Origin of the sequence: Mucilaginibacter sp. CSA2-8R (genome assembly GCF_038806765.1) — a bacterium.
In the GTDB taxonomy this organism is placed as follows: domain Bacteria; phylum Bacteroidota; class Bacteroidia; order Sphingobacteriales; family Sphingobacteriaceae; genus Mucilaginibacter.
Genome location: NZ_CP152389.1, coordinates 411,768 through 436,944, shown reverse-complemented (window position 1 = coordinate 436,944; position 25,177 = coordinate 411,768). Strand labels below are relative to the sequence as shown.

The following is a 25,177-nucleotide window of genomic DNA, read 5'->3' as shown; positions in this document are numbered from 1 at the left end:
ATAACGCTATTTGCAAACACTATCAGCTACTACCTGACGACCGGGGCTCCAATAGGGAATATTTAACTGCATGCCCCTGCTGATAAACCACAGGCCCAGGCACAGCATAAAGTAAGGAATAATGGTATTGAATTTACGCCTTATAACCGGCCCGGCAAAGCCGGTGCTCACCGTGGCGGCCAGCATTAAGGGCAAAGTACCTGTACCGAACCAGAACATGTATTGCGCAGCACTGAATGCACTAGGGTTATTTACAGCCCCTACCAGTGCCAGATAAACAAAGCCGCAAGGTAAGAACCCATTCAACATTCCAATGACCAAATGGCCTGCACGGCGGGTTAAGGCATAGCCTAGCAAACGGTTAAACGGTGCCAGCACTTTAGCCGCCAGCTGCCCTTTCGCCATAGATAATTTTAATAGCCTGGTGATGGCTGCCGCAATAATACATATGCCGCTTAAAATACTTACCCATTGCTGCAAGCCTGCCAACCATAGCTGTTTGCCAATAAAACCGGTTAATAATCCCAGTAAGGTATAGCTAATAGTACGGCCCATGTTGTAAACCAGCTTATCCCATACCAGCAGCCACGGGCCGCCACCATTGACTGGTACAGCAAAAGCCAGCGGCCCGCACATACCTAAGCAATGTACGCTGCCCAAAAGGCCGATGAAAAAGGCTATTTCGTTGCTGCTCATGGTAAATAAACTTCCTGCTCGTATGCGTAAGCCTTTTGGTGGCTTACCCACTCGAAATGCACTACCCATGGCCCTGCCGTCAGTTTCTGTAGCGGTATATGAAGGGCATTATCCGCATGGCATTCAATCGTAAAGGTTTTATCCATGTTTCGGTCTGAGGAGCGTTTAAACTTCAAGACGCCATCGGCAGGCTCCGTGAATTTAATGACCATTTCTTTGCTGGCAAAGCTGATGAGCGGTTGCGCCTTATCGGTAACTACCTGCTTTTCACGAGTGTATTCTTTATCAAAGGCCAGGCCTTTTTCATAATATTGTTTGTCGTAGTCGTCGGTCGGCCGGCTCATCATATAAGCGCCCATGCCTGTAATAAAGAGCATAAAAGCGGCCATACCTGCAACAAGTGATTTTCCCCAGTTCATCTGTTTAATTTAATTAATCGGCCCGATAAAGGTGGTGGTAGCATTGCCTAATACCTTATTACCCTGCACTGCTTTTAATTTGATATCCGTCTTTACGCTGTGAATGTGACTGGCTGGCACCAGTAAAAAGAAGGTAATTTTATTGGATTCTTCTTTAGCTAAGGTGCCCGTTGGCTGTATGTACTTAATCTTGATAGCTGGATCGTCAGCGACGAGGCTGATGTGCTGGGACCGGTTGGTTTTGTTAATGATATCCGCATTGTAAATATTGCTGATGTAGCCGCCGGGTTGCTCCTGATATAAAAGCCCAGCTGAGCGCAGCACGGTTAGGTCGATGTCGCTGCGCTGCAAAACAAAGTAAGCCAATACACTAAATAACAAGAACATTACACTACTATAACCCGCCATACGGGCGGTAAACCTGGGCTTAGTCTTTTTAGTAATCGTTTCCTCGGAGTAGAAGCCGATCAGGTTAATCTCCCGGTTTATTTTTTCCATGACCTGGTTGCAGGCATCAATGCAGGCGGTACAGTTGATGCACTCCAACTGCGTCCCTTGACGAATATCAATTCCTGTGGGGCAAACATCTACACACAAACCACAATCCACACAATCGCCTTTCGGTGCTTCGATTTGTTGCCTGGAGCGCTTACCTCGCGGCTCGCCGCGCAGGTAGTTATAAGCTACCATAAGCGTATGCCTGTCGGTAAATACGCCCTGCAAACGCCCGTAAGGGCAGATGACAGTGCATACAATCTCGCGCGCCTGGCTGTACACCAGGTAAAAGACACCGGTAAATATCCAGATGCTGACAAAGCCTGACAGATGTTCTGCAACAGGTTCGGTGACAATTTTGAACAAGTTTTCACTGCCGGTAATATATGCCAGAAAAGTATTGGCAATAATGAACGACAGGAGCATGAAAAGGATATGCTTGCTACTTTTCTTAAACTTCTTCTCCGTGGTCCAGGGCCCTTCATCCAGCTTACGGCGTTGCTTTGCGTCACCTTCGATCCAAATTTCAATTTTACGGAAAACCATTTCCATAAAGATGGTTTGCGGGCATATCCAACCACAAAAAATACGGCCAAACGCAATGGTGAACAGCACAATGCCGACTACCAAAGCCAGCATGCCCAACACGAACAAAAAGAAATCCTGCGGCCAGAACACCTGCCCCAGTATCACAAACCTCCGTTCCATAATATTGAACAGGAATACTGGATTACCATGAATACGCAGGTACGGACCGGCAAAAAAAAGAACAAGGAAAAAATAACTTAACCAACTGCGGTACCGGTACAATTTTCCCTGGCGAACAACCGGATACATCCATTGGCGCTTTTCGGTCTTCACAGTATCCGGCTTGTTCGTTTCAGGTATTGTCATGGCTGGTCAGATAGCTAAATTTTCAGGGTGTCATATATTATTTTTGGACCACCATAGCGGTTTTAGCAGCAGTGCTGGTGGCATCGTCGGTTTCCTTTTCGCCTTGCGGTTCTTTGGCTCCAGGTGGGTTGGTGCCGTGCAATGATTTGATAAAGCTGGCCACGTCGGCTATTTGCTTAGGAGACAACTGCTTTTCCCAGGTAGGCATCCCTTTAGCGGTCACGCCATATTTAATGGTTTTAAACACGTCGTTGATCTTGCCGCCATGCAGCCAGTAATCATCAGTAAGATTAGGGCCCACCACCCCCTGCGCCTTGTCACCATGGCAAGGCATACAACTGACTTTGAACACCTCCTGCCCCGAAGCCAGCGCAGCCGCGTCAGTTAACAGGGTAACCGAATTCTCGTCAACACGGTTGGCCGCTTTAGCCAGGTAAGCTTCTTTCTCTTTGGCTGCTACCTTCATTTCGGTGACGTACTCCTGATCCTGTAACTGGCCTATACCAAGCACATGATAACCCAATAGATAAGCAACAGCAAATAGGATGGTTAAATAAAACAACACCATAAACCACGCAGGCGTTGGGTTATCCAGTTCCTGAATCCCATCAAAATCGTGCTCTATCAAAATAGACTTTTCTTCAGAAAGCGGCTTTAGGGATAGTAGCTTGTTGATAACTTCAGCTTTTGGTCTCTTCACTTGGGCTCCTTTACGCTCGGCTTCCATAGCGGCATATTCTTCAGGTGTCAACAGCATCTTGGTCAGTGCTTTAAACGCCCGTAGCAGAACCACCATGGCTAACAGTACCAGCAGCAACACCACCATAATAGCGCTGTAGCCTATGTAATTTTTGATATCTGCAGGTATCAGGGTATCGTCTGCTGCAAATGCCGGTTGCCCGGCAAGAACAACCATACATAAGAGAATTAATTTTAATCGTTTCATCAGGACAAGGTAGTATCGGATTCAACAAAACTATCGTTCAGTGGCATGTCGCTCATATAGTCATTATGGTCTTTGCGTGAGCGAAGGAGCATAACGGTGACCACGATGAAAAACAGCAGGAAGATGGCCAGCGAAGTAATCAGGTAAACCTGGTTGCCTGATATATTTTCGGTAAACTGCTTAAACATATTTAATGGTTGTTATTGGCTGTTTTATTGGCTTTGATATCGGTACCCAAACGTTGCAGGTAGGCAATAATCGCTACGATCTCTTTGCTAGGTTTTACTTTGATATGATCTTTAGCCAGATTTTGGGCGATGCCTTGAGCCTGGTTGTTTAAATCACCATTCGCTTTTTGTGCGTAACCAGCTGCGTAGGGCACACCTAATTTGCGCATCGCATCAATTTTAGCAGCGGTAGTGGTGGTATCCAGCTCCTGCGAGATCAGCCAGTCGTAATTCGGCATGATACTGCCCGGCGACATCAGGCGCGGATCCATCAAGTGATTATAATGCCAGGCGTTGCCATACTTACCCCCTTCGCGTTGCAAATCCGGACCGGTACGCTTAGAGCCCCACAAAAACGGATGGTCGTATACAAACTCACCGGCTTTACTATAGTCGCCATAACGCTCAGTTTCTGATCGGAACGGACGCACGGTTTGCGAGTGACAGTTCACACAACCTTCGCGGATATAAATATCACGGCCCTGCAACTCCAGCGGTGTATACGGTTTTACGCTGGCAATGGTAGGCACATTGGAGGAAATGGTCATGGTGGGCATCAATTCAATGAAGGTGCCTATCAGGATCACCAATAATGACAGCACCATCAGGCGGATGGGTTTACGCTCAATTACCTTGTGCCAGATATCGGTATTTTGTTTGATGTACACCGGCTCCAACGGCAGAGCCTCTGCAGCTTCATTGCTGACCAGACTGCCTTGCAACATCGTCCTGGCCAGGTTATAAGCCATAACAATGACACCCACCAGATATAAACCACCACCTACAGAACGCATTACGTGCATAGGCAAAATTCGCAGCGTCGTTTCTAAAAAGCTTGGATACTTCAGCATACCTTCGGCAGTAAACTCTTTCAGCATCAGGCCTTGGGTAAAGCCGGCCCAGTACATTGGCACGGCATAAAACAAAATACCCAGCGTACCGATCCAGAAGTGAAACGCCGCCATCTTTTTAGAGAACAGATTAGTTCTGTAAATCCGGGGAATGAGCCAGTACAAAATGGCAAACGTTAAGAAACCGTTCCAACCCAGGGCGCCCACGTGTACGTGCGCTACAATCCAGTCAGTGAAGTGGCCCACCGCATTAACTTGCTTAAGCGACAGCAGCGGCCCCTCAAAAGTGGCCATACCGTAGGCGGTTAAACCAACCACCATGAACTTCAACACTACGTCATCGCGCACTTTATCCCATGCACCGCGTAGGGTAAGTAGGCCGTTAATCATACCACCCCAGCTTGGTGCAATCAGCATGATAGAGAACGCTACGCCTAAAGACTGAGCCCAGCTGGGTAAGGTGGTATACAGTAAGTGGTGCGGGCCGGCCCAGATGTAAATAAAGATCAATGCCCAAAAGTGCAGGATACTCAGTTTATAAGAGTACACCGGGCGGTTAGCCATTTTAGGCAAAAAATAGTACATCATGCCCAGGTAAGGCGTGGTTAAAAAGAACGCCACCGCATTATGACCGTACCACCATTGCACCAGTGCATCTTGCACGCCGGCAAACAGGTAATAGCTTTTTAAACCGGAGATAGGTAACTCGAACGAGTTGACAATATGCAGTACGGCAATGGTTACAAACGTAGCAATGTAAAACCAGATGGCTACATACAAATGCCGCTCGCGGCGTTTAAATATGGTACCGAACATATTTACACCAAACACCACCCATATTAAGGTAATGGCAATATCGATGGGCCATTCCAGTTCGGCATACTCGTGTGAGGTAGTAAAGCCCAAAGGCAGTGTAATAACCGCCGAAACAATAATGAGCTGCCAGCCCCAGAAGTGTATTTTGCTAAGCACATCGCTAAACATGCGGGCTTTAAGCAGGCGCTGTAATGAGTAATAAACGCCCATAAAAATAGCGTTGCCTACAAAGGCGAAAATAACCGCATTGGTGTGCAGCGGCCTAATGCGGCCAAAGGTGGTATACTGGTTGCCCATATTAGCACCTGGCTTGTACAATTGTATGGCAACCAATAACCCCACCGTCATGCCTATAATACCCCAGACAATGGTGGCTATCCCGAAGTTGCGCACAATTTTGTTATCGTAGTAAAATTTTTCGGGTTGCATAAATGAATTAGTTGATACTTTTATATGTATGATGCAAAAGTAGCGGAGCGGCTTTGCTGACAGAATGATGACTGTTTGATGAAAACCTGACCTTCATCACTTTTTAGTTTCGTCGGACGACTGATCGTCTAATAAAATGCGTACTGACGGGGTATACAAATCGTCGTGCTGGCCATGGCGCTGAGCCCAAAAAAAGGCACCCAGAAAAACGAGCGCCAGCAGGATACTGCACCCGATCAGGAAATAGATAATGCTCATAACAGTTTGCGTTTCTTAGCGGCTACATGCGTAGCAATACTGGTAAATAATATGATAGTGGCCGTACTTAACGGCATCAGAATAGCCGCTATTAAGGGAGACAGATTCCCGGTTACGGCATAACTCAACCCGATCAGGTTGTAGGTAAGCGATATCAGGAACGATAGGTGAATAATAGTTACGGTGTCTTTTGAAAACCTGAAAAAGGCCGGCAACTTATACAGCGACTTGCCATCCAGAATTGCATCGCTGCCCGGCGAGAAATTGTTTACATCGTCGGTAATGGCCACGCCCAGATCACTTTGCTTCAAGGCCCCTGAATCGTTTAGTCCATCTCCTATCATCATGACTTTTCGATCGGCCAGTTCAAGCGATCTAATAAAGTTGAGCTTTTCTTGCGGGGATTTTTTAAAGTGCATGTAACCATCGTCGCCAAAAAACTCAGCCATAGCTGCCCGCTCGTGGTCCTGGTCGCCCGAAAGCAGGTAAAATTTGTATTCTGGTTTTAGGCTAAAAATTTCTTTGAGTCCGTGGCGGATACGCTGTTTAAAAATAAAAGCCCCACAATAAATATCATCAATCATAATGTGCACTTCGGTTCCTGAATTAACCTCTCCCCTGTAGTGCATAAAAGAGGCGCTACCAACTTTTACCTGATGACCTTCTACAAAACCTGAAATACCTTTACCAGGTATTTCCTGATAGCCACTGATGGCTAGCTGTGGCTTCTCACCTACTACCTGGCAAATTTGCCGGCTTAAGGGGTGACTGGAATTACTGCACAGGGTGTAAACAATCTGCTTTTCCAGGTCGGTCAACACGCCAGGTTTGCTAACGGCGTTGCTGCTGCCACCGGTAGTTATGGTACCAGTCTTATCGAGCACAATGGTGTTAATACGGGCCAGCTGCTCAACCACCGCCGTATTTTTCAGATAAAAGAAATTACGGTCGAAGATGCTGAGCGCGGCCGACATGGTAAATGGTGTACTTAGGGCCAGCGCACATGGGCAAGCCACAATTAGCACGGCCGTAAAGGCTGATAACCCCCGGGCCAGATCTGTAGGCATCCAGAAAAACAATGAGCCCAATGCAACAACCAGCAAAACGATCGTAAAGTATTTGCTCACTGTTTCGTTAAAGGTTCGCATGCGGTTGTCTTGCTGGCGGGTAAAAGCCTCGTTGTTCCACAGCTGGGTAAGGTAGCTTTGCGATACAGGTTTGATCACCTCCAGTTCCAATGCCTCGCCGGTTTGCCGCCCCCCGGCATAGACCACCTCGCCCAGGGTCTTCGCTACCGGAACCGACTCGCCGGTGACAAAGCTAAAATCCACCAGGGCTTCGCCTTGCAACAGAATAGCATCAGCCGGAATAATTTCGTTGTGACGAATACGGATACGCTGCCCGACTTTCAATTCAGATAATGGCAGCGGCTTTTCTTTGCCCTCTTCCATCACCTGAACCGCCACTGGGAAAAATGAACGGTAATCGCGCTCAAAAGAGATATGATAATACGTTTTGCGCTGCACAAACTTGCCCACCAGTAAAAAGAACACCAACCCACACAAAGTATCGGCAAAACCCGGCCCGGTATGCAGCCCTATTTCAGCCACCGTACGGATAAACAATACAGCTATACCCAGCGCCAGCGGAAAATCAATGCTAAGCACTTTGTTGCGCAGGTTGTTCCAGGCCGACACAAAATATTCGGTACCGCTGTAAAACACCATAGGCAAGGAAAAGAAGATGTTTAGCCATCCAAAAAATTGACGGAAGGTTTGCTCATATTCCGACAGACCTAAATATTCGGGAAAACTGATGAGCATCACGTTACCAAAGCAAAAGCCGGCTACTGCAATCTTGCGTACCAAGTGGTCATTTTGCCCGGTTTGCTGCTTTTTAACAATATCCTGTAAACTAATGAGGGGTTCATAACCGATGTCGAACAACAGTTCAACCAGCTGACGCAGGTTCATGCCATCGTTGCTGAAACGTATGTTGACCTGCTTTTTCAGAAAATCAATCCGGCTGTGGTAAATCGCCGGATTGATACGATTGAGTTGCTCTAGCAACCAAATGCAGGAACTGCAATGAATGTACGGAATATATAAAGTAACCACCGTAATTTGATCATCGGTATAATCAATCAGGTCGTTAACAATTTGGGGTTCATCCAGGTACTCAAATCGCCTGTCCAAACGGGCACGGTTAGCGCCGGGATGATCGTTGTAGGTATAGTAATTGCACAATCCGCTTTGTGACAGTACCTGGTAAACGCCCCGGCAACCGGCACAACAAAAAAACTTATCGTCCAGTTCGTAATGACCTTCCTCGCAATCGTTTCCACAATGGTAACAGGTGCTCAAGGCAATGGATTTTATAGCCATATTCAATAGTTTACAGCGCCAAAATTGAGGATTCGTGCTGGCTGGATGAATGATGGACGTTAAGCAAAAAAATGATCCTGCTCACATTTTTGCTTAACACAAACATTTAAAAGGTTACCGGTCTGGCATGATCCCGGAACACCATCAATGGAACTGCAGTGGCCTCAGCCATGTGCTTGGTATGACTTCCCATAATTAAACGTCCGGCCATACTGCATTGGCGATGAACCATAGCGAGCATCTCAATACGACCATAAAGGGAAAGCCAGGAGAGCCCGTCGTTCACATCCTCATTGGTAATTTGCCGGTAATAAATATGGTCGTAGTTTATTTTTGTTGTTACTTGATTCAGAAATCGTTCTTCCTCATCATTCGTTTCCCAATCGAGTGGTGCCGGGGGCGTGATATGCGTTACCAGCAAAGCGGCATCAAAGTTTTTCGCCAACTGACTAAGACTGTGTATTGTAGTCAAATCAGTATCCTTCCAGTCAGTGGCAAATGCAATCCGTTGGATAGGTTTATAAGCATATGCTGCAGGTACAAACAAAAGCGGTACATCGGCGCAGTCTATCAAGTTATTACCGTTGTTTCCCCACAAGAAACGTTCAAATGCATGCTGATGAGTAACTCCTAAAATTACCATGCAAGCCCGCTCATTCAAGGACACATTATTGACAACATCAGCCACCGAACCTGCCTGGTTAAAGCATTCTATAGGCGGTATTTCGTGAGCAGTAAAACCGTGTTCTTCAGCCTCGCTTTTCAATATATGCGCAAGTTTATTCAAGTTTTGCAAACTTGCTTCTTTTAAGCAGGCGTAATCCTCAAGCGGCCAGGACAACTGGACAGCTCCAACAGCTTCGGCAGGTACAGCAAATGCATGACATAGTAATATACGCGCCTTAACTTGCTGTGCCAGGCTCATTGCAAACCGGGCTGCATTTTCAGATTGGGCAGAAAAATCAGTAAGCACAACGATAGTTTTCATAACATTTGAATTTTTAATTATTTGCTCATCTATTGCAATACCAACTGCGTTGATGAAGGATATAAGGCTTGTTCTAAAGCACTGTCTAGATGATAGACATCGTTATAGGTTGTTAGTAAGCCATTTTCAACTTCACAAGTAAGATAAGTAATAGCCAAAGGCAACCGCTTTTTGAGTACAAAAGATTGATTTTGATCAGCCGCCATAGATTTTTTCAAGATGGGTATCTTACCTGTAGCGCCATCATTTTGCAACAGCAGTGCCGCAAGTTCTGCGGCGTGCTCAACCCTTATACAGCCATGACTAAGCGCTCTGTTAGTCTTATTGAACAGTTGCTGCTGTGGAGTGTCGTGTAAATAAACAGCGAAAGGGTTAGCAAAGCGAAACACGACCAGCCCCAAGGCATTATCGCAACCGCCTGACTGCCTTGCGTAGTATTTAGAAACGTTTTGTAGCACCTGTTTGAGGTTTTGCTTGCCGGGAACTACATATGCTCCCTTATGGTTATAAATGGCAAAATGATTGTTTTCCAAATAGGCGGTATCTTTGAGTGCTTTGGGCAATAGTTCTTTTACAAAAATTTTTTGTGGCATTTTCCACTCGGGTGCAGTGGTAAAATGTGTAATGGCGCTTTGCAGGGTCGGGGTTGGGGTTGTAGGCTTACCTACGATTACCCGAAATTGGTAAGTAGTATCGGGCTTGCAGAACCTTAATGTATAGCACGGAATATTAACCTGTATATAGGTACGCTCAGTATTCCCCAGCCAGCGCAGCCTTTCCAGGTTCACAGCCATTTTACGAATGGTGGCTTCGGGCACCTCATAGCAATCGCCGATATACTGGGCGGTTGCCAGTCGCAACTGGTCTTGCAATAGTGTATATTGTCCTGAATGGGGCTGTACATTGGTAACGGCACTCATTAAATCGGCACTGTGCAGGGCTAACTGCAGAATCGTTTCTGCGCTGAATGTCGATGATTCAAAATCATCAATCTTAGCTGACGGAAAATCAGGATTTAACTTGCCGTAATGCAGGTTATTGATCAAGTTTAGCATGGCATCGGTAAGTATAATTTCAAAGCGCGCCTTTGTGGCGTTACTTATCGTTTGCGGCTTTTCCATCATTTGCTGCAATTGCCCATACTTCAAGTCATTAGGATGATAATCGGCATGGTTTAAGCCGAATTGCAGCACGCAATCCAGCGCCAGCATGGCCTGCCAGGTTCGACTGGCTTTATTTGTGGGCAATACCCACATACATGAAAAATTAGTGCTGCTGTAAAAACGTTTGACAGATTTTGGAAAATACAGCTCATGATGATACAATTTTAAGGCGGTCTGTATGTCAGCCTGAAGTACTGTATCATTTGCAGGATGTATAAATCCGGATTGACCGTGGCCGGGTTTACTTTCTGCACATAAACTGAGCATCATTAGTAAAACACAAACGCCGATATACAGATAACTTTTTGATGTGGAGAAATCTAGCAGCTTTTTCATCATAACCTTTTGATGATGTAAAAGTGCGGCTAAACCAGCAATTGAATAGTGATGCTGGTCATTCCCATACGTGATGATTAACAAGGGTTAAATGCTGCTTTAAGGAAATGCCGGGTTTAAAAGTGAGCATCGTCATTTCCTGACAGCGGCATTTGATGCAACTTGCATGTGTGTTAAGCTTTGCAGATTTAAACATGTCCGCTACCCCGCCACAACTTATGACGTATAGGCATAACCAACGGCTGATTACCTCCTGGCTATGCCTGGGGCTGATTATGCTCGTTGTTCAAATTTCACTGGGCGGCATTACTCGCCTAACCGGTTCAGGATTATCCATTACTGAGTGGAAACCGCTTTTGGGTGCACTGCCTCCACTTACCCGGCAAGCATGGCAGGATAGCTTTGAAAAGTATCAGCATATTGCACAATTCAAAAGGCTAAATAGTCACTTTACCCTGGCCGATTATAAAGCCATCTTTTTTTGGGAGTGGTTGCACCGGGAATGGGCCCGACTGATGGGTTTGGTTTTTCTAATTCCGTTCATTTGGTTTATTATCCGCAGGCAGATCAGCAAAAATATGATAAAGCCCCTGCTGATATTATTCCTGTTAGGGGGACTACAAGGCGCTATAGGCTGGATAATGGTTCAAAGTGGTTTAAATGATACCGACGTTAAGGTAAGCCATATCCGGCTGGCCATACACTTTATGTGTGCGCTGTTTTTACTGAGCTATCTGCTTTGGGTTGTGTTAAAGCGCAGTGTTCCCACCGATAAACTGGCAGGCCATCCATCCTTACAAGGGTTAATGCTAACGTTACTGACTTTAGTGGCGTGCCAGCTCACTTACGGCGCTTTTATGGCTGGTATGCGTGCCGCACTGTATGCACCCACATGGCCCGACATAAATGGAACGCTTCTCCCCACAAATGCGCTTTGGAATGGTAACGACTTTCGGCACGATTTGATTGATCAGCCGCTGGTAGTGCAGTTTATACACCGTACGCTGGCTTACCTTATTACCCTATCTAGTGTCATTTGGTTTATTGCCGCAGGCAAAGTGCCCCGGCAATCATGGATAAGGCAGTATCGCTGGCTGCCACTACTGCTTATTACCGTACAAATTGTGCTGGGCGTGCTCGCTTTACTAACCAGCGTTACTGGCCACACCATGCATTATGCGGTACTTCATCAGTTTACCGGTGTGCTGATATGGCTTACTTTCTTAACTGGTTACTATTTAACAAGCAGCTCTTCAATAAAAAAGCAGTCCACCAAAATATGATGAGCTTCAAAGATTTTGAGCAGTAAAATATACCTGTGAAAGCGAAAAGTGAAGTCATTAAGGCTACCCTTATTAATTTCAGCTAGGATGTCTGTACTGGTATGCTATTACTTATCAGGCAGCGAAAACCAAAAGGCACTTCCGTTACCAACTTTACTTTCTACGCCGATCGTACCACCGTGCGACCTGATAATTTCGGCAGCAATGAATAAACCCAATCCTAAACCAGAAAATTGTACTGCACTGCTGCCAGCCTGAAAGTACCGGTCAAAAAGCCTTGGCAATATTTCTTCCGGTATTCCTGGCCCTTTATCAATTACCGCAACTTTTACCTGCGCTGTATTGCTTTTAATAAGCACGGTGATATCCTTGGATTCAGGCGCATACTTGGCTGCATTACTGATAAAGTTAGTCAGCACCTGTTCAATCTTTCCCCCGTCAGCTACGACGGTTGCTTCAATATCGCCGGAAATGATCAGGCGATGTTTTGAAAATGCCAACAAATTCGCGCCCGCAGACTTCGCCAGATCAGCCATGCGGATTCTGCTTAAGTTTAACGCCCCTTTTCCAGTCCTGATCTTTGAAACGTCCAGAAGGTCTCCGGAAAGCTTGGTCAGCTTTTTCAAACTGCTGTTTGCCTGTCCAAGCATAGCATTTACAACAGCATCTCCGGTGTTAATCTTCCGGCTCAGCAGCTGCAAAGAGGCATTCAAAGAAGTGAGCGGTGTCTTAAGTTCATGGCTGGCAATACTGATAAAATCATCTTTCACCTGCTGCAACCGTCGCTGTTCGGTGATGTCTAAAGCGGTACCTAGTATTCTAACCGGCTTGCCAGCATGATTAAAATAAACCTTTCCCTGAATGCGCACCCAGGGCATATCGCCGCTTCTTTTAATAACTCTGTACTCTTGAAGCAGCCTGCCGGTGACAAATGCGTCATTCAAGGTTTTTTGCCGGTCGCCCAGGTCATCAGGATGTATAACGTCAAAGTAATCGTCGTGGTTATCCGATTTATCAATGCCAAATATTTCATCAAACCGGTCAGATGTAACAATATAATGTGTTTCCACTTGCAGGTCAAAAGTGCCCATGTCTGCAGCCTGTAAAGCCACCCTTGTACGCTCTTCGGCATCTTCCAACTGATGGCGGGCTACCACGGATGCCGTAACATCTACACAAGTCGATATGACGCCGTAAATCTTATTCTCCCCATTCCGCAAAGGCTCATAAGAAAGGTCCAGGTAAATAGATTCTGTCTTTTGCCCGCTTGACAGGCATACCAGCTTTTCTTTGAGCTGTATGGACGAGCCAGCTTTAAACACCTCATCAAATATCTGTTCAAAGCCCTGGCCCTTAAATTCAGAAATGCCTTCCAGAATGGGTTTACCAATAACAGCATCCGCAGATCTACCCCACAACTTTAACGCCTTGTCATTGGCTATTTCAACAACGAAGTCCGGGCCGTTAAATACCACCATGGCAACGGGCGCAGAGCGCATAATTAGCATAAGGCTTTCTCTGCTTCTGGCAAGTTCTTCGTTAGCGCTGACTTTTTCTGTAGTTTCAATTGCTGTCAGGAGAATTCCGCCGACAGATCCATCTTCCCGCCATATCGGTGCTTTATAAAAATCAAAATATCTGTCCGGTAACTGATCATTGTTTTTATCTAGCTTATAATCTCTAAGAATAATAGTTTCGCCTTTCATGACCCTTTCATATCCTTCACCGATTTGATTCCAGATGGGGGCTAGCCCGGCTTTTGCACTTTTACCGGGAGTCACAGGAAGGTTTTGAAAGTCGATAATAGACCAATAAGCATCGTTGTAGATCTGAATAAATTCCTCCCCCCAGATCACACACTTTGGCAATGGTGAATTCAGCATAAATTCAACAGTAGTTTTTAAGACCGGCTCCCATAGTAATGGATGGCCAAGCGGTGTAACCGACCAGTCCATCTGCTGCAGGAGCTTCCTGGCCCGACCACTGCCTTTGAGAAAATCAGGAATATTCGATCCGGGCGAAGTGCTATTTTGCATATCTGTCTAAAACCTGTAGGAGTACACCTCAAATATACGTATCTTCTTTTGACGGTGGCGCAAAACAGCTTTACCTGACATTATAATTAAATGCTTAATGGAGGTGTTTCCGGATGCAGAATGCTCTACTACTTCAATATATAAAATATATTTCCTCATTATCTCATTCTATATCCATGTTTGAACATATTTGTAACCTATGAAAGCACTTTTACGTTATGATTAGGTAAAATTGCATGAAAACTAAAGAAGCACTTCTTAAACAGTACTGTGCTTCCGTTTGCTTTGAGACAATACTATAGCGCCTAATATAAATATGCAAACAAGACTTGAACTTTATCAGCGCGTTACGCCTTTGGCAGGCCTGGGAATTTTTGAACGCAATCTTAAGACTGGTAAGGTTTACTGGAACCAAATTATAAGATCAATATTAGAAGTAAGTGATGAATATAACCCCAGCCTGGAAGAATCCATTGGCTTATACAAGCAGCCAGAACAAGTAAGGGCACTCATTACTAAAGCAATTACTTCAAAGACATCTGAAACCGGAACTTTCGAAATTATTACCCCTACGCATAAACATAAATGGGTAAGGGTCCGCTTGCAGGCAACTTGCGCTAACGGAGAATGCATTTCCATATACGGGACGCTTGAGGATATCACGCAGCACACCGAGATGGTAGCGCTATTAAAAGAACGTGAAAAGTTGTTTAGCAATGCCTTTGACTTTGCACCGATAGGCATGGCGCTCGTATCACTTACTGGCGGCTGGATAAAAGTTAATACGAGCTTATGTGAAATGCTGGGTTATATGGAGCACAACTTTCTTCAGCACACTTTTCAGGACTTTACTCATCCTGAAGATTTGGATAAAGACCTTAAACTCCTACAGCAATTGCTTGACGGCAAAATAACGTCCTATAGTATGGAAAAGAGATACTTCCATGCCACAGGGACTGTAATCTGGGCTTTGCTGAATGTGTCGTTAATACGTAATGAATCTGGCGAGCCGATGTACTTTGTTTCGCAAATTAAAGACATTACCGAACGAAAAGAGGACGAGGAAACGATCCGGAATCAAAACAGCCGGCTTCTTAATTTCGCTCATATTGTTTCGCATAACTTACGGTCTCATACCGGTAATATGAAAATGCTTACCGACATGGTTTTGCAGGAGCAGGAGGAAGAAGAACGTGAGCGAATGCTCCAAATGCTCAACGAAAATTCAGAAAACATCCTGGAAACGCTTGATTATCTAAACGAGGTGGTTAAGGTACATGACGGTGCCGGCATAGAGAAGGTTTCTCTTAATTTGAAGCAAGCAGTTCAGCGTGTGCTCGAAATTTTTTCTGCTTCAATTGAAAAGAACGAAGCGGAAATATCAGTAGAAATCCCTGATGAATTTCATGTACACTTTCATCCTGCATATTTAGAAAGCGTAATCATCAATTTAATAAGTAATGCCCTTAAATATAAAAATCCTGACCGGCAAGCACTTATATTGATCAAAGCTGAAATACTTAATGGGCAAATCATATTTAAGGTAAAAGACAACGGTCAGGGAATTGATCTGTCACGCCATGGGAATAAGCTGTTTGGAATGTATAAAACATTCCACCGCCATCCTGATGCACGAGGCATGGGCTTGTATTTAGTAAAAAACCAGGTTGAAGCTATGGGCGGTACTATTTCAGCGGAGAGCACCCCGGGATATGGTACTACATTTACGGTTAAATTCGTTTTATATAAAAATGAATCAACGGAACGTTACTTGCAGCATGGATGATAAAATATCTATTTACCGGCTTTTAAAAATTTATACTCATCATTTTTCTTGATAGCGTAATAAGATTGATTGCAACCGCATCGTACCAACTCAATTTTTTTTCACCTTTATCATTATTCAAGCTCTGCTTGAGAGTGTTACAAAATTTAAATAAATAGTATTTGTAACTTATTAAACCCTAATTAGTGCCTTTATCAATGTTTTAAAAAGTTATGTAATTACATCAGCCGGAGTCAACAACAACATATTGTTTTTCTGTTTGATAACAAGCTATTTATCGTTCGTCTTTCAGTACTACAACTATAGTTGCTATTGTAAATTGGCCTTGAAATATTCCTGAAACCAGGTAGCGTTACTCGCGTTAGTTGCCTTTTCTACTGCTTTGGGTATCTCGGTAAAATGCTGATTAAAATAGTTAAGCGCTTTATAAAACTGAGCCGGATAGTATTGCAGGCGCAAGTTGGTTTCTTCGCAGTTACCTACCACATGAGGTAATATGATACCGGCATCTTTAAACTTTAATGCAGTTATACCTTTGCTAAGCTGCCTAAACTTCCGCACCAGCCCGTTGTTTACATCAATGCTGTCTGTTTTACTATAGTACACAGTAACTTCCTGCTGTTGTACAGCATTTGCTTTGGCTAAAGGTATATTTACCGAAAGTTCCTGCCCGTTATAACTCCAGTCTTTTGTGTTAGTTTCAGTGGTGTAATTGAGTTTTTTACCATTAGCCACAATTTGCACGGGCATTTCGGCACCGTACAGTTGCAAACGGTAGGTCCTGCTCAATGCCATACCCGCATACTGCCCTTTTCGGGGCATAATGGTAATTTTTTGTATGCGCCCGGGCAAATGTCTGGATACTACTTGAGTGTACGCATAAGCACTGGCATAATCTTTACTATTGCCGCCATCCTCATAAACTTTAGTTGCGCCATCGGCGCCAGGAAACACTGCAAGCACACATTGTTCGGGATCATGACTTAAGTTTTTTACATTAGGATAAGTGGGCAGCACCGCACCTGCCTTTACATAAATAGGGTACTCTTCCAAGCCAAATACGCGGTTTACATATTGCCCGCCTTTTAACAGCGCACCAGTATTCCATTCAAACCAATTATTCCCGGCCGGCAGCCACACCTTTTTCTTAGCAATGCCGTTTTCCATGGCACTCACAATTGGCGCTACCAATAGATTATCGCCAAACATATACTCTGACGGATTTTCGTAGGCTTCTTTAGTTTCCGGATCATCATAATACAAAGGCCGGCATAGCGACAGGCCGGTATCGTAAGTTTTACGGGCCATGGTATAAATGTATGGCGCCAGCTGGTAACGCAGCCGGATAGCGTTACTTAGGGCATCATAATATTCGCCCTGAAAGTTCCAGACTTCTTTGTTAAGAGACGCACTTTTGGTAGAGTGTGTACGAAAAATCGGACTTAAGGCACCAAACTGCATCCAGCGCACATACAACTCGGGGTTTAGCACCCGCTCGGCCCCCCGACCAAACTGGTGGCCGCCGATGTCATGGCTCCAGTATCCGTACAACACATTAGAGGCACTGCTGGTGAAGTATGGCTGAAAAGCCAGCGATTTCCACGAGATAACTGCATCGCCCGAAAAACCTATCTGGTAGCGATGGTTGCCCAAACCACCCCAGCGGTGATATAACATAGGACGCACCGCCGATGTGCGTTCCATGTCGGTAAAAAAGGTGTAGTTAAGCCACCAGGTATTGTTTAAGTCTTTTATCTTTTTATCGTTAGGCCATTGCTGCCAGTCGAGCCACCAAAAGCTTACGCCTTTTTTCTCCATCGGATGCAACACGGTGTTAAAAAGCGCCTGCATAAAACGCTTGTCTGACCCTGCAAACGGAATGTTAGCCTTACCGGTAGTATCAAAATTTAAGTAACGTGCTGTTCTTTGGTAGGGCTCTTCAAAGGGTGCAATACCCGAAGCCGGATGCAGGTTGAGCGTTACTTTCAAATCCTGATCTTTCATCCAATGTAAAAATCCATCAGGATTAGGGAACAATCTTTCATTCCAGGTCCAGCCTGTCCAGCCTTTAGGCTGTTCAAATACATCATCTTTTGCCCGTAAACTATCTGTATTGTGCCAGTCCATATCTACCACAAAGACATCCAACGGTAACTGACGCTGCTCAAAATTATGTACCACATTACGCACTTCGTTATCAGAATAGCTCCAATACCTCGACCACCAATAGCCAAACGCATACCTGGGTGGCAAGGGCACCCGCCCTGCTATTTGCGTAAAGTCAAACAATGCCTTTTTATATTGACGACCGTAGCCCATAAGGTAAAGATCCTGATGATCGGTGGTAACCCGCGGCATTACCCAAGGCCAGTCGCTATGGTCAAAAAGGAGGCTTTTAGAGTCATCAATCAAAGTCCAGCCGTCAGTTGCCAGTAAGCCATCTTCCAGTTCCATTTTGGTTTTATCCCAAATCTGTTCATCCCCGTCATAATTATCAAGCGTGCGGTAAGTGCCTTTTAGGTTGCCCGTTTGTTTTAATCCAGGTGTCCAGGTAAAAGGGTGCTTTGTATCCAAAAGTTTAACGGAAAGATTTTGGTTGGTAAACTTTCCCGATCCTATTTTATATTGCAACTCCAATTCATCGGTCTTAATAATAACTTGTCCATTACCTTTAACTGTTGTAAAACGAGGTACCGGCAAATTGCGATTAACCACTATAAAAGTGGCATTGTCGGTAAACGTACCGCTTGTGGTCCACTCCATTCGAATGAGCCTCGGCGTAAGTACTGTAAAACGAACATTGCCCTCTTGCACCATTGCTTTAGGATTGGCCCGTGGTTCCAATATCTTTTGGGCATAGGCCGAAAGCGACAACTGCGTCAGCAACACTAAAAAGACTATAAATTTCAACCATTGAAGTCGGGAGGCAATGAGATAAGACATAAGTTCTGCTACGAGGTAATGAAAAGAATTTAATAAAAAAGTCGTTCTGACGGTAAATATACAGACCGGTATTAGGATAAATAAGCTGATAGTAATTAAAGGACTTTAGAGCATTGACAGCCTTATTTCGTTTACAGCTAAATCACTATTTAACAACTTAAATTTAGTGATGTAAGAATTGGTGAAGCGGATAGGAAATTTGCTGACTCAACCTAATTGAAGTAATCAGAACTGCCGATAGGGTGCGCTTAAAAAAAGCGTAGCCTTTACTCTAATGGCAAGTACAACAGTTGAATTAATTAATATGCTTTATCTATTATATCTAAAAAGGCCTTAGATATAATCTGAAGGCCGTTACATAAATAACCTACGGTATCATTTTCAAGCTGCCGGTATTTGAATGATAACGTAAAGAGCGAGTCCAATTATAAAGAACATTTTTAACTTTTTTATTAACAGATCTGGCTCGCTCTTTTTTCTTTCGTTCAACAACAGCATGGTTTGCTTCACGTAATGCTAATTGTGTAAAGCCGGCTACTATTTGAAATAGTAACCGGCTCAATAACTTACTATTGACCCTTATAAACTAAAGTATCAACAACAATCCGGGTTGATGGGGCGGTACCCCAATCAAATGCTAAATAGAAAGTTTTTGTTGCCGGGTCATAACGGCTGTTATAACCTGGTGTATTTTTCAATGTTGCATTACCGGTAGAAGCTATAGTTACGGCGTTTGTTGCTGGATTTACTGTTAAAAAAAGACCATCAATACCGCCTGTTGCGCTACCATCTCTCCAATATTGACTAAAAGGACTGGATGTGGCTGTTAACGTACCCACTTTGGTTGTTAAACCTGATTTTAAGAAACCGCCCAGGTTGGTATCGGGCCCTGTTGCTGAGTTTCTGGTAATTTGCCCTTTAATTGTATAAGTACCATCATAGATGTTTTTAACACCAATTAAAAGAGTCAACGAACCAAAATTCGAGCTCACGGTTGCCCCCGAGGCGTTTACAATTTTAAGTGGCAAGGCATAAGTGGCCGAAGGATCAATTAACGAAGTATTAAATTTAATGTGATACTCTACTTTACGTTGCCCGGCAGGTATGGTTATAGAATTACTTAAACTATAGTCTGCAGCTGGTAAAAGCGGATAGTTACTACCGTTAGTTCTGTTGAATTTACCTAAGGTAGCTGTGTCAACTGCTAAACTAACGCCTACATCCGATGGGTTAGCATCAGGAGCGGCGTAATTAACGTAAATGAAATAATCGGTTGGTGCTGATTGTATAGAGAAGCTTGCACTCATCGAATTGCCGCCACCGTTGCCTGCTAAACTGGCTACCGGCAGTTCAACTATAGGTGAAACCTTGGTAAAATCGGGCTGCACATAACTATCCTTACACGACACTATGACGGCCGCCAAAAGTATTGGCAAAAGGCCTTTGAATATATTGTTTTTTGTCATGATTGCTTTATTTTAATTATTTAACATCCCAAAACACTCTGCTGGTAAACTGGCTGATGATACCTTCTGCACCAACATTTTCCGGGTTATAGTTATACTCGCTTTGCGGATAAGGCATTCTTACCGGTATTTTACGGGTGGTGGCAGCAGGGTTATTTGAGATTGGAATATCTGCTGGCAAGCCAAGCCTTCTGTAGTCGCACCAAGCTTCAATATCGTTAAAACCATTTAACGACGCCCACTTCTGCTTAATAATTAAAACCAGTTTATTATCATAGCTGGTGCCTTCTGCACTATTACTCGATCCGTTATTGGCTGCATCGTCCCAATTGGCTACCGGATGAGAGCCCATATAGCTTGCTGCGTCGGCCGAGGTTAAATCCAGTGCTACAAATGACTGAGTTACTGCAGACATATACAACGTTTTTGGGTTACCGGCAATTAGCCCGCGTTGAGCCGCCTCCGCTTGTAAAAACAAACTTTCAAAATCTGTAATTAAAGGTTGTGGCTTGGTCGCATCGCTTGAAAAGCTCACAAGTCCCGGCCCGATGGCTGAGATCTGATCGGGTTTTTCGGCGTTGGTAGCTATTGGTCCAAATGGGTGACCCACATAAGTTGTACCGGCACCCTCGTTAATAGTGGTATAAAATCTGCCTAAACGTGCATCCGCATTGTCCTGGTAAAAATTAAGTGAATAAGCAGCAGCAAGATAGTATTGGTGACCGGCCTGCAGTGTTTTGTCGGCAGCAGCAGTGTATCCAAAGTTGGCATAAAAAGGATTCAGTTTACCATCACTATTCAAATATCCTGGCTGTACGTTTGCAGTTTCTCCTACATTAATATAACCCAAACCGTTTGCATCAATCTTCGCAATTTCAGATTTAATATAAGCGGTTCTTCCTGATATTTCAGTTTGGCGCAGCAGCAGGCGCAGCTTAATGGTATTGGCCAGCTTACCCCATTTACTTAAGTTTCCGCCATATAAAATATCAAACGGTACGTCACTACTGGCTACTTTACCAACGTTGGCTTTAAAGATGGTAGCTGCAGAATCTAACTGTTTTGCTAAATCCTCATAAACTGCCATGTCCTTATCGTACTTAGGGCGAATGATAGCAGTAGATTGCAGGGCCTGGCTATAAGGAATATCTCCATAAAAGTCTACCAGATACTGAAAGTCAAACGCTTTCATGGTTTTAGCAAAGGCTACAAAATAGGGTTTGTTGAGTGCCCTGCCCTGTTGTTCAAGATATTGGTAATCTCTTAAGTTACCGTACAGGTTTGCCCAAGTGGCGGTGGCCCCTGCATAATTGGAAGTGATGTTATAACTACGTTCTTCCAAAAATCCAGAATAGGCTCCGCTAAAGTTCCAGTAACCAATCCATGGAGCAGCAAAACGGTAAAACTCGTAAGAGCCTGTGGTATTTCTTGCGGTGGTATTCAGTGCGTTTGTTAAAACCAACCCAGGCGATGCACTGGTAGCACTGTTAGGATTGTCATTGATATCGAACCCCTTTTTACAAGCACCAAACGCTAAACTAAGCGCTATTATTGATAGGGTATATACTTTTTTCATTGTTGCTGATTGTTTAAAATCCTATACTCGCTGTAAAACCATAAAGCCTTGTAGGCGGAGTTTGATTAAGGTTATTTACGCCTTGCGCATTATCAGTATTTGCATTGATTTCGGGGTCGGTGAAAATATTAGACTTAGGTCTGAACATAAATAAATTTCTTCCGACTAAAGCAATGCTTGCTTTTTTTACGAATTTCAAGCTACTTAAATATTTTGCCGGAACGTCATATGCCAGAGATAATTCTCTGATTTTAATAAAATCGGCACTGGTTACGTAATTGGACATCACGTTATTGCGGATACCATCAGCCCAAAAACCACCACCACCTGTATTAGTGGTAACACTGGTATTAGGCACATAAACACCAGGAGATACCTGAATAACTGAATTTGGGTAAACAAACCGCTCGCGACCAGCTTCTGCAGAGGTATAGCTTATACCTGAAAAGTCAATGGTACTAGCAAAACCATTGAAGACATAGGCCCCTGCGCGCATTTCTGCTGTACCGGTTAAAGTGAAATGTTTTAATGCAAAACTTGTGGTTAATCCTAAAATGTGCTTAGGATTGGTTTGTCCAAAATCTACCAAAGTATTGTTTACTGTTGGCAAACCAGTTACCGAGTTTACAACAACATGGCCTTGCGGATCGCGAACATAATCGTTGCCTAATAATTGCGGATAAGCCCGACCGGTTACAATGTAATTGCTATTACCTATGTTAAGTTGGTCAAGGCCTTGGTAAAGTGAAATAACCTTGCTCTCGTTATACGAATAATTGGCGCTGATATTCCAGCGGAAGCCATTTTTTAAAGAAACAATCGGCGCTGCACCTACGGTTACTTCAAATCCGCGGCTTCTACCCGATCCTGTATTAATTACTGCATTGCTGAAACCTGTAGCATTAGATATATTGATCCCTGTTTTAATCTCCTGATCGGTTGTTAGAGAACTATACACCGAAGTTTCTAAAGTGATACGGTTATTTAAAAACCCTAAATCTAAGCCAATCTCTTTTGAAACGGTTTTCTCAGGCTTCAGATTTGGATCGTAAACTATACCGCTTAGCGAAAAGCCAGCTACACTGCCATAAGGGAACCCTGCACCGGTATTGAAAACGGATTGCAATTGATAAGGATCCAATTGTACGGCATATACTTTAGAAATACCGGCCCTGATTTTTCCGGATGACAGGATATTATTGTTTTTGAGTGCTTTGATGGCGTCAGTGAAAACAAAAGATGCATCAACTGCCGGATAAAAGAAAGTGCGGTTCCCTTTGGCCAAACGTGAATCTTTATCCTGGCGACCGGAGGCATGTAAAAACAGATAATCTTTATAACCAAGTGTTACGTCGCCAAAAATACCTAACGTGCGATATTCTGTAGTACTTTCGCTTGCGCTTGGCACTCCCGAAACGTTACTTACGTTAAAAAGAGTTGGTATAACTAAAGTGCCTGCTCCAACGCCTATATTTTGCTGGGACTGATTGATGAACTGTGCACCGGCAATTACTTTAACACTGAAGTCATCAGCTATCTTTTTGTGAAAAGTTGCCAGGAAGTCGCCATTGTAACGGCTGTTGAACTGATCATAATCACTGGTAGAAGCTAAAATATTATTAACTGCAACCGACTTACCACTGGCTTTTGCAAAATCTGAATAGGTAAAAGCGCCGCGGGTATATTTACCTACAATTGTACTTGTGCTTATACCACCCCGCACAAAGAAATCCAGCCAGTCTGTAGCTTTATAACTCAGGGATAAATTACCGATTAAAGCATCTTTACGCTCATTTTGCCGGTTATTAGCCAAATCTTGGTAAGGGCTGGTGTAATAGTCATTATAGTAATTATTAGGATCTCCGTACAAGGAATTAAGATCTGAATAACTGGTTAATGGGATCTCGGCAGGAGTATTAATGATAGTGTTGTAAACCTGTGCGTATGATTTATCATAATTCCGTTGTGTATAATCAAGAGAATAATTAGCAGTCAGATTTTTATAATTCCTGGTTCCATTAATACGGGCGGAAGTTCTGTTCGCAAAATCGCCGGGAGTTGTACCCTTACTGTTTACGTGTTGTACGTTAATGAACACCGAGCCATTTTTATCACCCCCAGAATAAGTAAGGTCGTTCTGTTCATCCAGCCCTGTATTGAAAAACTTTCTCTTTTCGTTAGGTAAATTTGAGTAAGGCACCATCTGAATCGACCCGTCAGGTAACGTACGGCCAATCGGGCGCAAACTTCCATCAAATCTGTCACCATAGTTTTGATTTTCAAAAGGGGTGTATTGCGGAAAGCCGAATGCGTCCTGATCTGTACCACCACCAAACTGCGATTGAAGTTTAGGAAAGTATGACAGCTGGTTAAGCATAGTGGTATTGGTATAGGTGATAGCACCGCCACCATCAGTCTGTCCGCGTTTTGTTGACACAATGATAACACCATTTGACGCCTCCGAACCATATAATGCAGCAGCATTTGCTCCTTTTAAAACGTTAATGCTTTCCACATCATTTGGGTTAATCGAGTTGAGGTAGCTTAAACTGGTGGTTACACCATCTACTACCAGCAATGCCTGATTGTTACCCACGAAAGATCGGTTACCACGCAAAACAACACGAATCTGATCGCCTGCGTCTATTTGATTATTGGCTTGGGTAATCTGTAAACCAGCTATTTTACCACTCAGGCCTGTTGCCAGGTTGGTTGGTTTACCTACTGTCAAATCTTTAGCAGATATGGTTTGAGTAGCATAGCCAATTTCTTTGGCTTTCCGCTTTATACCCAACGCTGTAGTAACAACTACTTCCTGCAATTGCCTGCTATCAGGCGTTAGCGTAATTGTTAGGCTGGTATTACCAAGGGCAGTAGTATCCTTTTTAATATAGCCAATAAAGCTGAAAGATAACACACTGTTTCTACTTGGTGTATTGATAGTAAAAATACCGTTTCCGTTAGTAACGACACCAGTGGTTGTACCTTTTACTAATACAGAAACTCCGGGAAGTGGCGCACCGTCTTCTTTAGCAATTACCTTTCCGGTAACCTGTATGGATTGAGCACTTGCACCACCAACAGTGATAAGTCCTAAAATCCATAAATACTTAAGTAAAATTTTGTTCATTTGAGTTTTGTTGAGTTTGTTAGTTGTGTAGTTTGTTTTTCTGAGCTAACTAAAA

Annotated in this window: 17 protein-coding genes; 2 read left to right on the top strand and 15 right to left on the bottom strand. The window is 43.9% G+C overall.

What is annotated here, in order from left to right:
• Positions 1-6 precede the first annotated feature (6 nt).
• The 10 genes from AAGR14_RS01845 to AAGR14_RS01800 form a co-directional block, all read right to left on the bottom strand.
• Positions 7-696 carry a sulfite exporter TauE/SafE family protein gene (locus tag AAGR14_RS01845; protein ID WP_342646894.1) on the bottom strand — a complete coding sequence of 230 codons (690 nt, stop codon included), beginning with the start codon at positions 694-696 and terminating at the stop codon, positions 7-9.
• Entirely contained in the window at positions 693-1,115 is a 423-nt protein-coding gene (locus AAGR14_RS01840) for a FixH family protein (RefSeq protein WP_342646893.1), read from the bottom strand. Before AAGR14_RS01840 ends, AAGR14_RS01845 begins: the two co-directional genes overlap by 4 nt.
• Before the next feature lie 9 nt (positions 1,116-1,124).
• Entirely contained in the window at positions 1,125-2,504 is a 1,380-nt protein-coding gene (gene ccoG, locus AAGR14_RS01835) for a cytochrome c oxidase accessory protein CcoG (protein ID WP_342646892.1), read from the bottom strand.
• 37 nt (positions 2,505-2,541) lie between these two features.
• The gene (locus AAGR14_RS01830) at positions 2,542-3,420 is read right to left on the bottom strand and encodes a cbb3-type cytochrome c oxidase N-terminal domain-containing protein (RefSeq protein ID WP_342646891.1); all 879 of its coding nucleotides are present in this window, start codon (positions 3,418-3,420) and stop codon (positions 2,542-2,544) included.
• Between the two features lie 29 nt (positions 3,421-3,449).
• Positions 3,450-3,638 (bottom strand): hypothetical protein, encoded by a 189-nt coding sequence (locus AAGR14_RS01825; protein WP_342646890.1) that lies wholly within the window; start codon positions 3,636-3,638, stop codon positions 3,450-3,452.
• Between the two features lie 2 nt (positions 3,639-3,640).
• Positions 3,641-5,773, bottom strand: coding sequence for a cytochrome-c oxidase, cbb3-type subunit I (gene ccoN / locus AAGR14_RS01820; RefSeq protein WP_342646889.1), 2,133 nt, complete (start codon positions 5,771-5,773; stop codon positions 3,641-3,643).
• Positions 5,774-5,869: 96 nt separating this feature from the next.
• Complete coding sequence (ccoS, locus tag AAGR14_RS01815) at positions 5,870-6,031, bottom strand: cbb3-type cytochrome oxidase assembly protein CcoS (RefSeq protein WP_342646888.1); 162 nt, start codon at positions 6,029-6,031, stop codon at positions 5,870-5,872.
• Entirely contained in the window at positions 6,028-8,415 is a 2,388-nt protein-coding gene (locus AAGR14_RS01810) for a heavy metal translocating P-type ATPase metal-binding domain-containing protein (protein WP_342646887.1), read from the bottom strand. The genes ccoS and AAGR14_RS01810 overlap by 4 nt, the downstream gene beginning before the upstream one ends.
• Positions 8,416-8,521: 106 nt before the next feature.
• Positions 8,522-9,403 carry a universal stress protein gene (locus AAGR14_RS01805; protein ID WP_342646886.1) on the bottom strand — a complete coding sequence of 294 codons (882 nt, stop codon included), beginning with the start codon at positions 9,401-9,403 and terminating at the stop codon, positions 8,522-8,524.
• Between the two features lie 29 nt (positions 9,404-9,432).
• Positions 9,433-10,905, bottom strand: a complete 1,473-nt coding sequence (locus tag AAGR14_RS01800) for a L,D-transpeptidase family protein (protein WP_342646885.1) — start codon at positions 10,903-10,905, stop codon at positions 9,433-9,435.
• A 215-nt stretch (positions 10,906-11,120) separates the two neighbouring features.
• Here AAGR14_RS01800 and AAGR14_RS01795 point away from each other — a divergent pair, with 215 nt between their 5' ends.
• Complete coding sequence (locus tag AAGR14_RS01795; RefSeq protein WP_342646884.1) at positions 11,121-12,185, top strand: COX15/CtaA family protein; 1,065 nt, start codon at positions 11,121-11,123, stop codon at positions 12,183-12,185.
• A gap of 107 nt (positions 12,186-12,292) precedes the next feature.
• Here the strand turns inward: AAGR14_RS01795 and AAGR14_RS01790 are convergent, their stop codons facing one another.
• Positions 12,293-14,221 carry a PAS domain-containing sensor histidine kinase gene (locus tag AAGR14_RS01790; protein ID WP_342646883.1) on the bottom strand — a complete coding sequence of 643 codons (1,929 nt, stop codon included), beginning with the start codon at positions 14,219-14,221 and terminating at the stop codon, positions 12,293-12,295.
• A gap of 316 nt (positions 14,222-14,537) precedes the next feature.
• Between AAGR14_RS01790 and AAGR14_RS01785 the strand changes: the two genes are divergently transcribed.
• The gene (locus tag AAGR14_RS01785) at positions 14,538-16,007 is read left to right on the top strand and encodes a PAS domain S-box protein (RefSeq protein WP_342646882.1); all 1,470 of its coding nucleotides are present in this window, start codon (positions 14,538-14,540) and stop codon (positions 16,005-16,007) included.
• A 309-nt stretch (positions 16,008-16,316) separates the two neighbouring features.
• Here the strand turns inward: AAGR14_RS01785 and AAGR14_RS01780 are convergent, their stop codons facing one another.
• The 4 genes from AAGR14_RS01780 to AAGR14_RS01765 form a co-directional block, all read right to left on the bottom strand.
• Positions 16,317-18,950, bottom strand: coding sequence for a TIM-barrel domain-containing protein (locus AAGR14_RS01780; protein WP_342646881.1), 2,634 nt, complete (start codon positions 18,948-18,950; stop codon positions 16,317-16,319).
• A gap of 569 nt (positions 18,951-19,519) precedes the next feature.
• Positions 19,520-20,416, bottom strand: a complete 897-nt coding sequence (locus AAGR14_RS01775; protein ID WP_342646880.1) for a DUF1735 domain-containing protein — start codon at positions 20,414-20,416, stop codon at positions 19,520-19,522.
• A 16-nt stretch (positions 20,417-20,432) separates the two neighbouring features.
• Positions 20,433-21,992, bottom strand: coding sequence for a SusD/RagB family nutrient-binding outer membrane lipoprotein (locus AAGR14_RS01770; RefSeq protein ID WP_342646879.1), 1,560 nt, complete (start codon positions 21,990-21,992; stop codon positions 20,433-20,435).
• Between the two features lie 13 nt (positions 21,993-22,005).
• Positions 22,006-25,122 carry a SusC/RagA family TonB-linked outer membrane protein gene (locus AAGR14_RS01765; RefSeq protein WP_342646878.1) on the bottom strand — a complete coding sequence of 1,039 codons (3,117 nt, stop codon included), beginning with the start codon at positions 25,120-25,122 and terminating at the stop codon, positions 22,006-22,008.
• Between the last annotated feature and the right edge of the window lie 55 nt (positions 25,123-25,177).

Bases quoted from the DNA above. Each gene is read 5' to 3' on its own strand.
- AAGR14_RS01795 (WP_342646884.1), top strand. From the start codon at position 11,121: ATGACGTATAGGCATAACCAACGGCTGATTACCTCCTGGCTATGCCTG.
- ccoS (WP_342646888.1), bottom strand. From the start codon at position 6,031: ATGAGCATTATCTATTTCCTGATCGGGTGCAGTATCCTGCTGGCGCTC.
- AAGR14_RS01825 (WP_342646890.1), bottom strand. From the start codon at position 3,638: ATGTTTAAGCAGTTTACCGAAAATATATCAGGCAACCAGGTTTACCTG.
- AAGR14_RS01785 (WP_342646882.1), top strand. From the start codon at position 14,538: ATGCAAACAAGACTTGAACTTTATCAGCGCGTTACGCCTTTGGCAGGC.
- AAGR14_RS01805 (WP_342646886.1), bottom strand. From the start codon at position 9,403: ATGAAAACTATCGTTGTGCTTACTGATTTTTCTGCCCAATCTGAAAAT.
- AAGR14_RS01780 (WP_342646881.1), bottom strand. From the start codon at position 18,950: ATGTCTTATCTCATTGCCTCCCGACTTCAATGGTTGAAATTTATAGTC.
- AAGR14_RS01790 (WP_342646883.1), bottom strand. From the start codon at position 14,221: ATGCAAAATAGCACTTCGCCCGGATCGAATATTCCTGATTTTCTCAAA.
- AAGR14_RS01800 (WP_342646885.1), bottom strand. From the start codon at position 10,905: ATGATGAAAAAGCTGCTAGATTTCTCCACATCAAAAAGTTATCTGTAT.
- AAGR14_RS01765 (WP_342646878.1), bottom strand. From the start codon at position 25,122: ATGAACAAAATTTTACTTAAGTATTTATGGATTTTAGGACTTATCACT.
- AAGR14_RS01840 (WP_342646893.1), bottom strand. From the start codon at position 1,115: ATGAACTGGGGAAAATCACTTGTTGCAGGTATGGCCGCTTTTATGCTC.
- ccoG (WP_342646892.1), bottom strand. From the start codon at position 2,504: ATGACAATACCTGAAACGAACAAGCCGGATACTGTGAAGACCGAAAAG.
- AAGR14_RS01775 (WP_342646880.1), bottom strand. From the start codon at position 20,416: ATGACAAAAAACAATATATTCAAAGGCCTTTTGCCAATACTTTTGGCG.
- AAGR14_RS01845 (WP_342646894.1), bottom strand. From the start codon at position 696: ATGAGCAGCAACGAAATAGCCTTTTTCATCGGCCTTTTGGGCAGCGTA.
- AAGR14_RS01770 (WP_342646879.1), bottom strand. From the start codon at position 21,992: ATGAAAAAAGTATATACCCTATCAATAATAGCGCTTAGTTTAGCGTTT.
- AAGR14_RS01810 (WP_342646887.1), bottom strand. From the start codon at position 8,415: ATGGCTATAAAATCCATTGCCTTGAGCACCTGTTACCATTGTGGAAAC.
- ccoN (WP_342646889.1), bottom strand. From the start codon at position 5,773: ATGCAACCCGAAAAATTTTACTACGATAACAAAATTGTGCGCAACTTC.
- AAGR14_RS01830 (WP_342646891.1), bottom strand. From the start codon at position 3,420: ATGGTTGTTCTTGCCGGGCAACCGGCATTTGCAGCAGACGATACCCTG.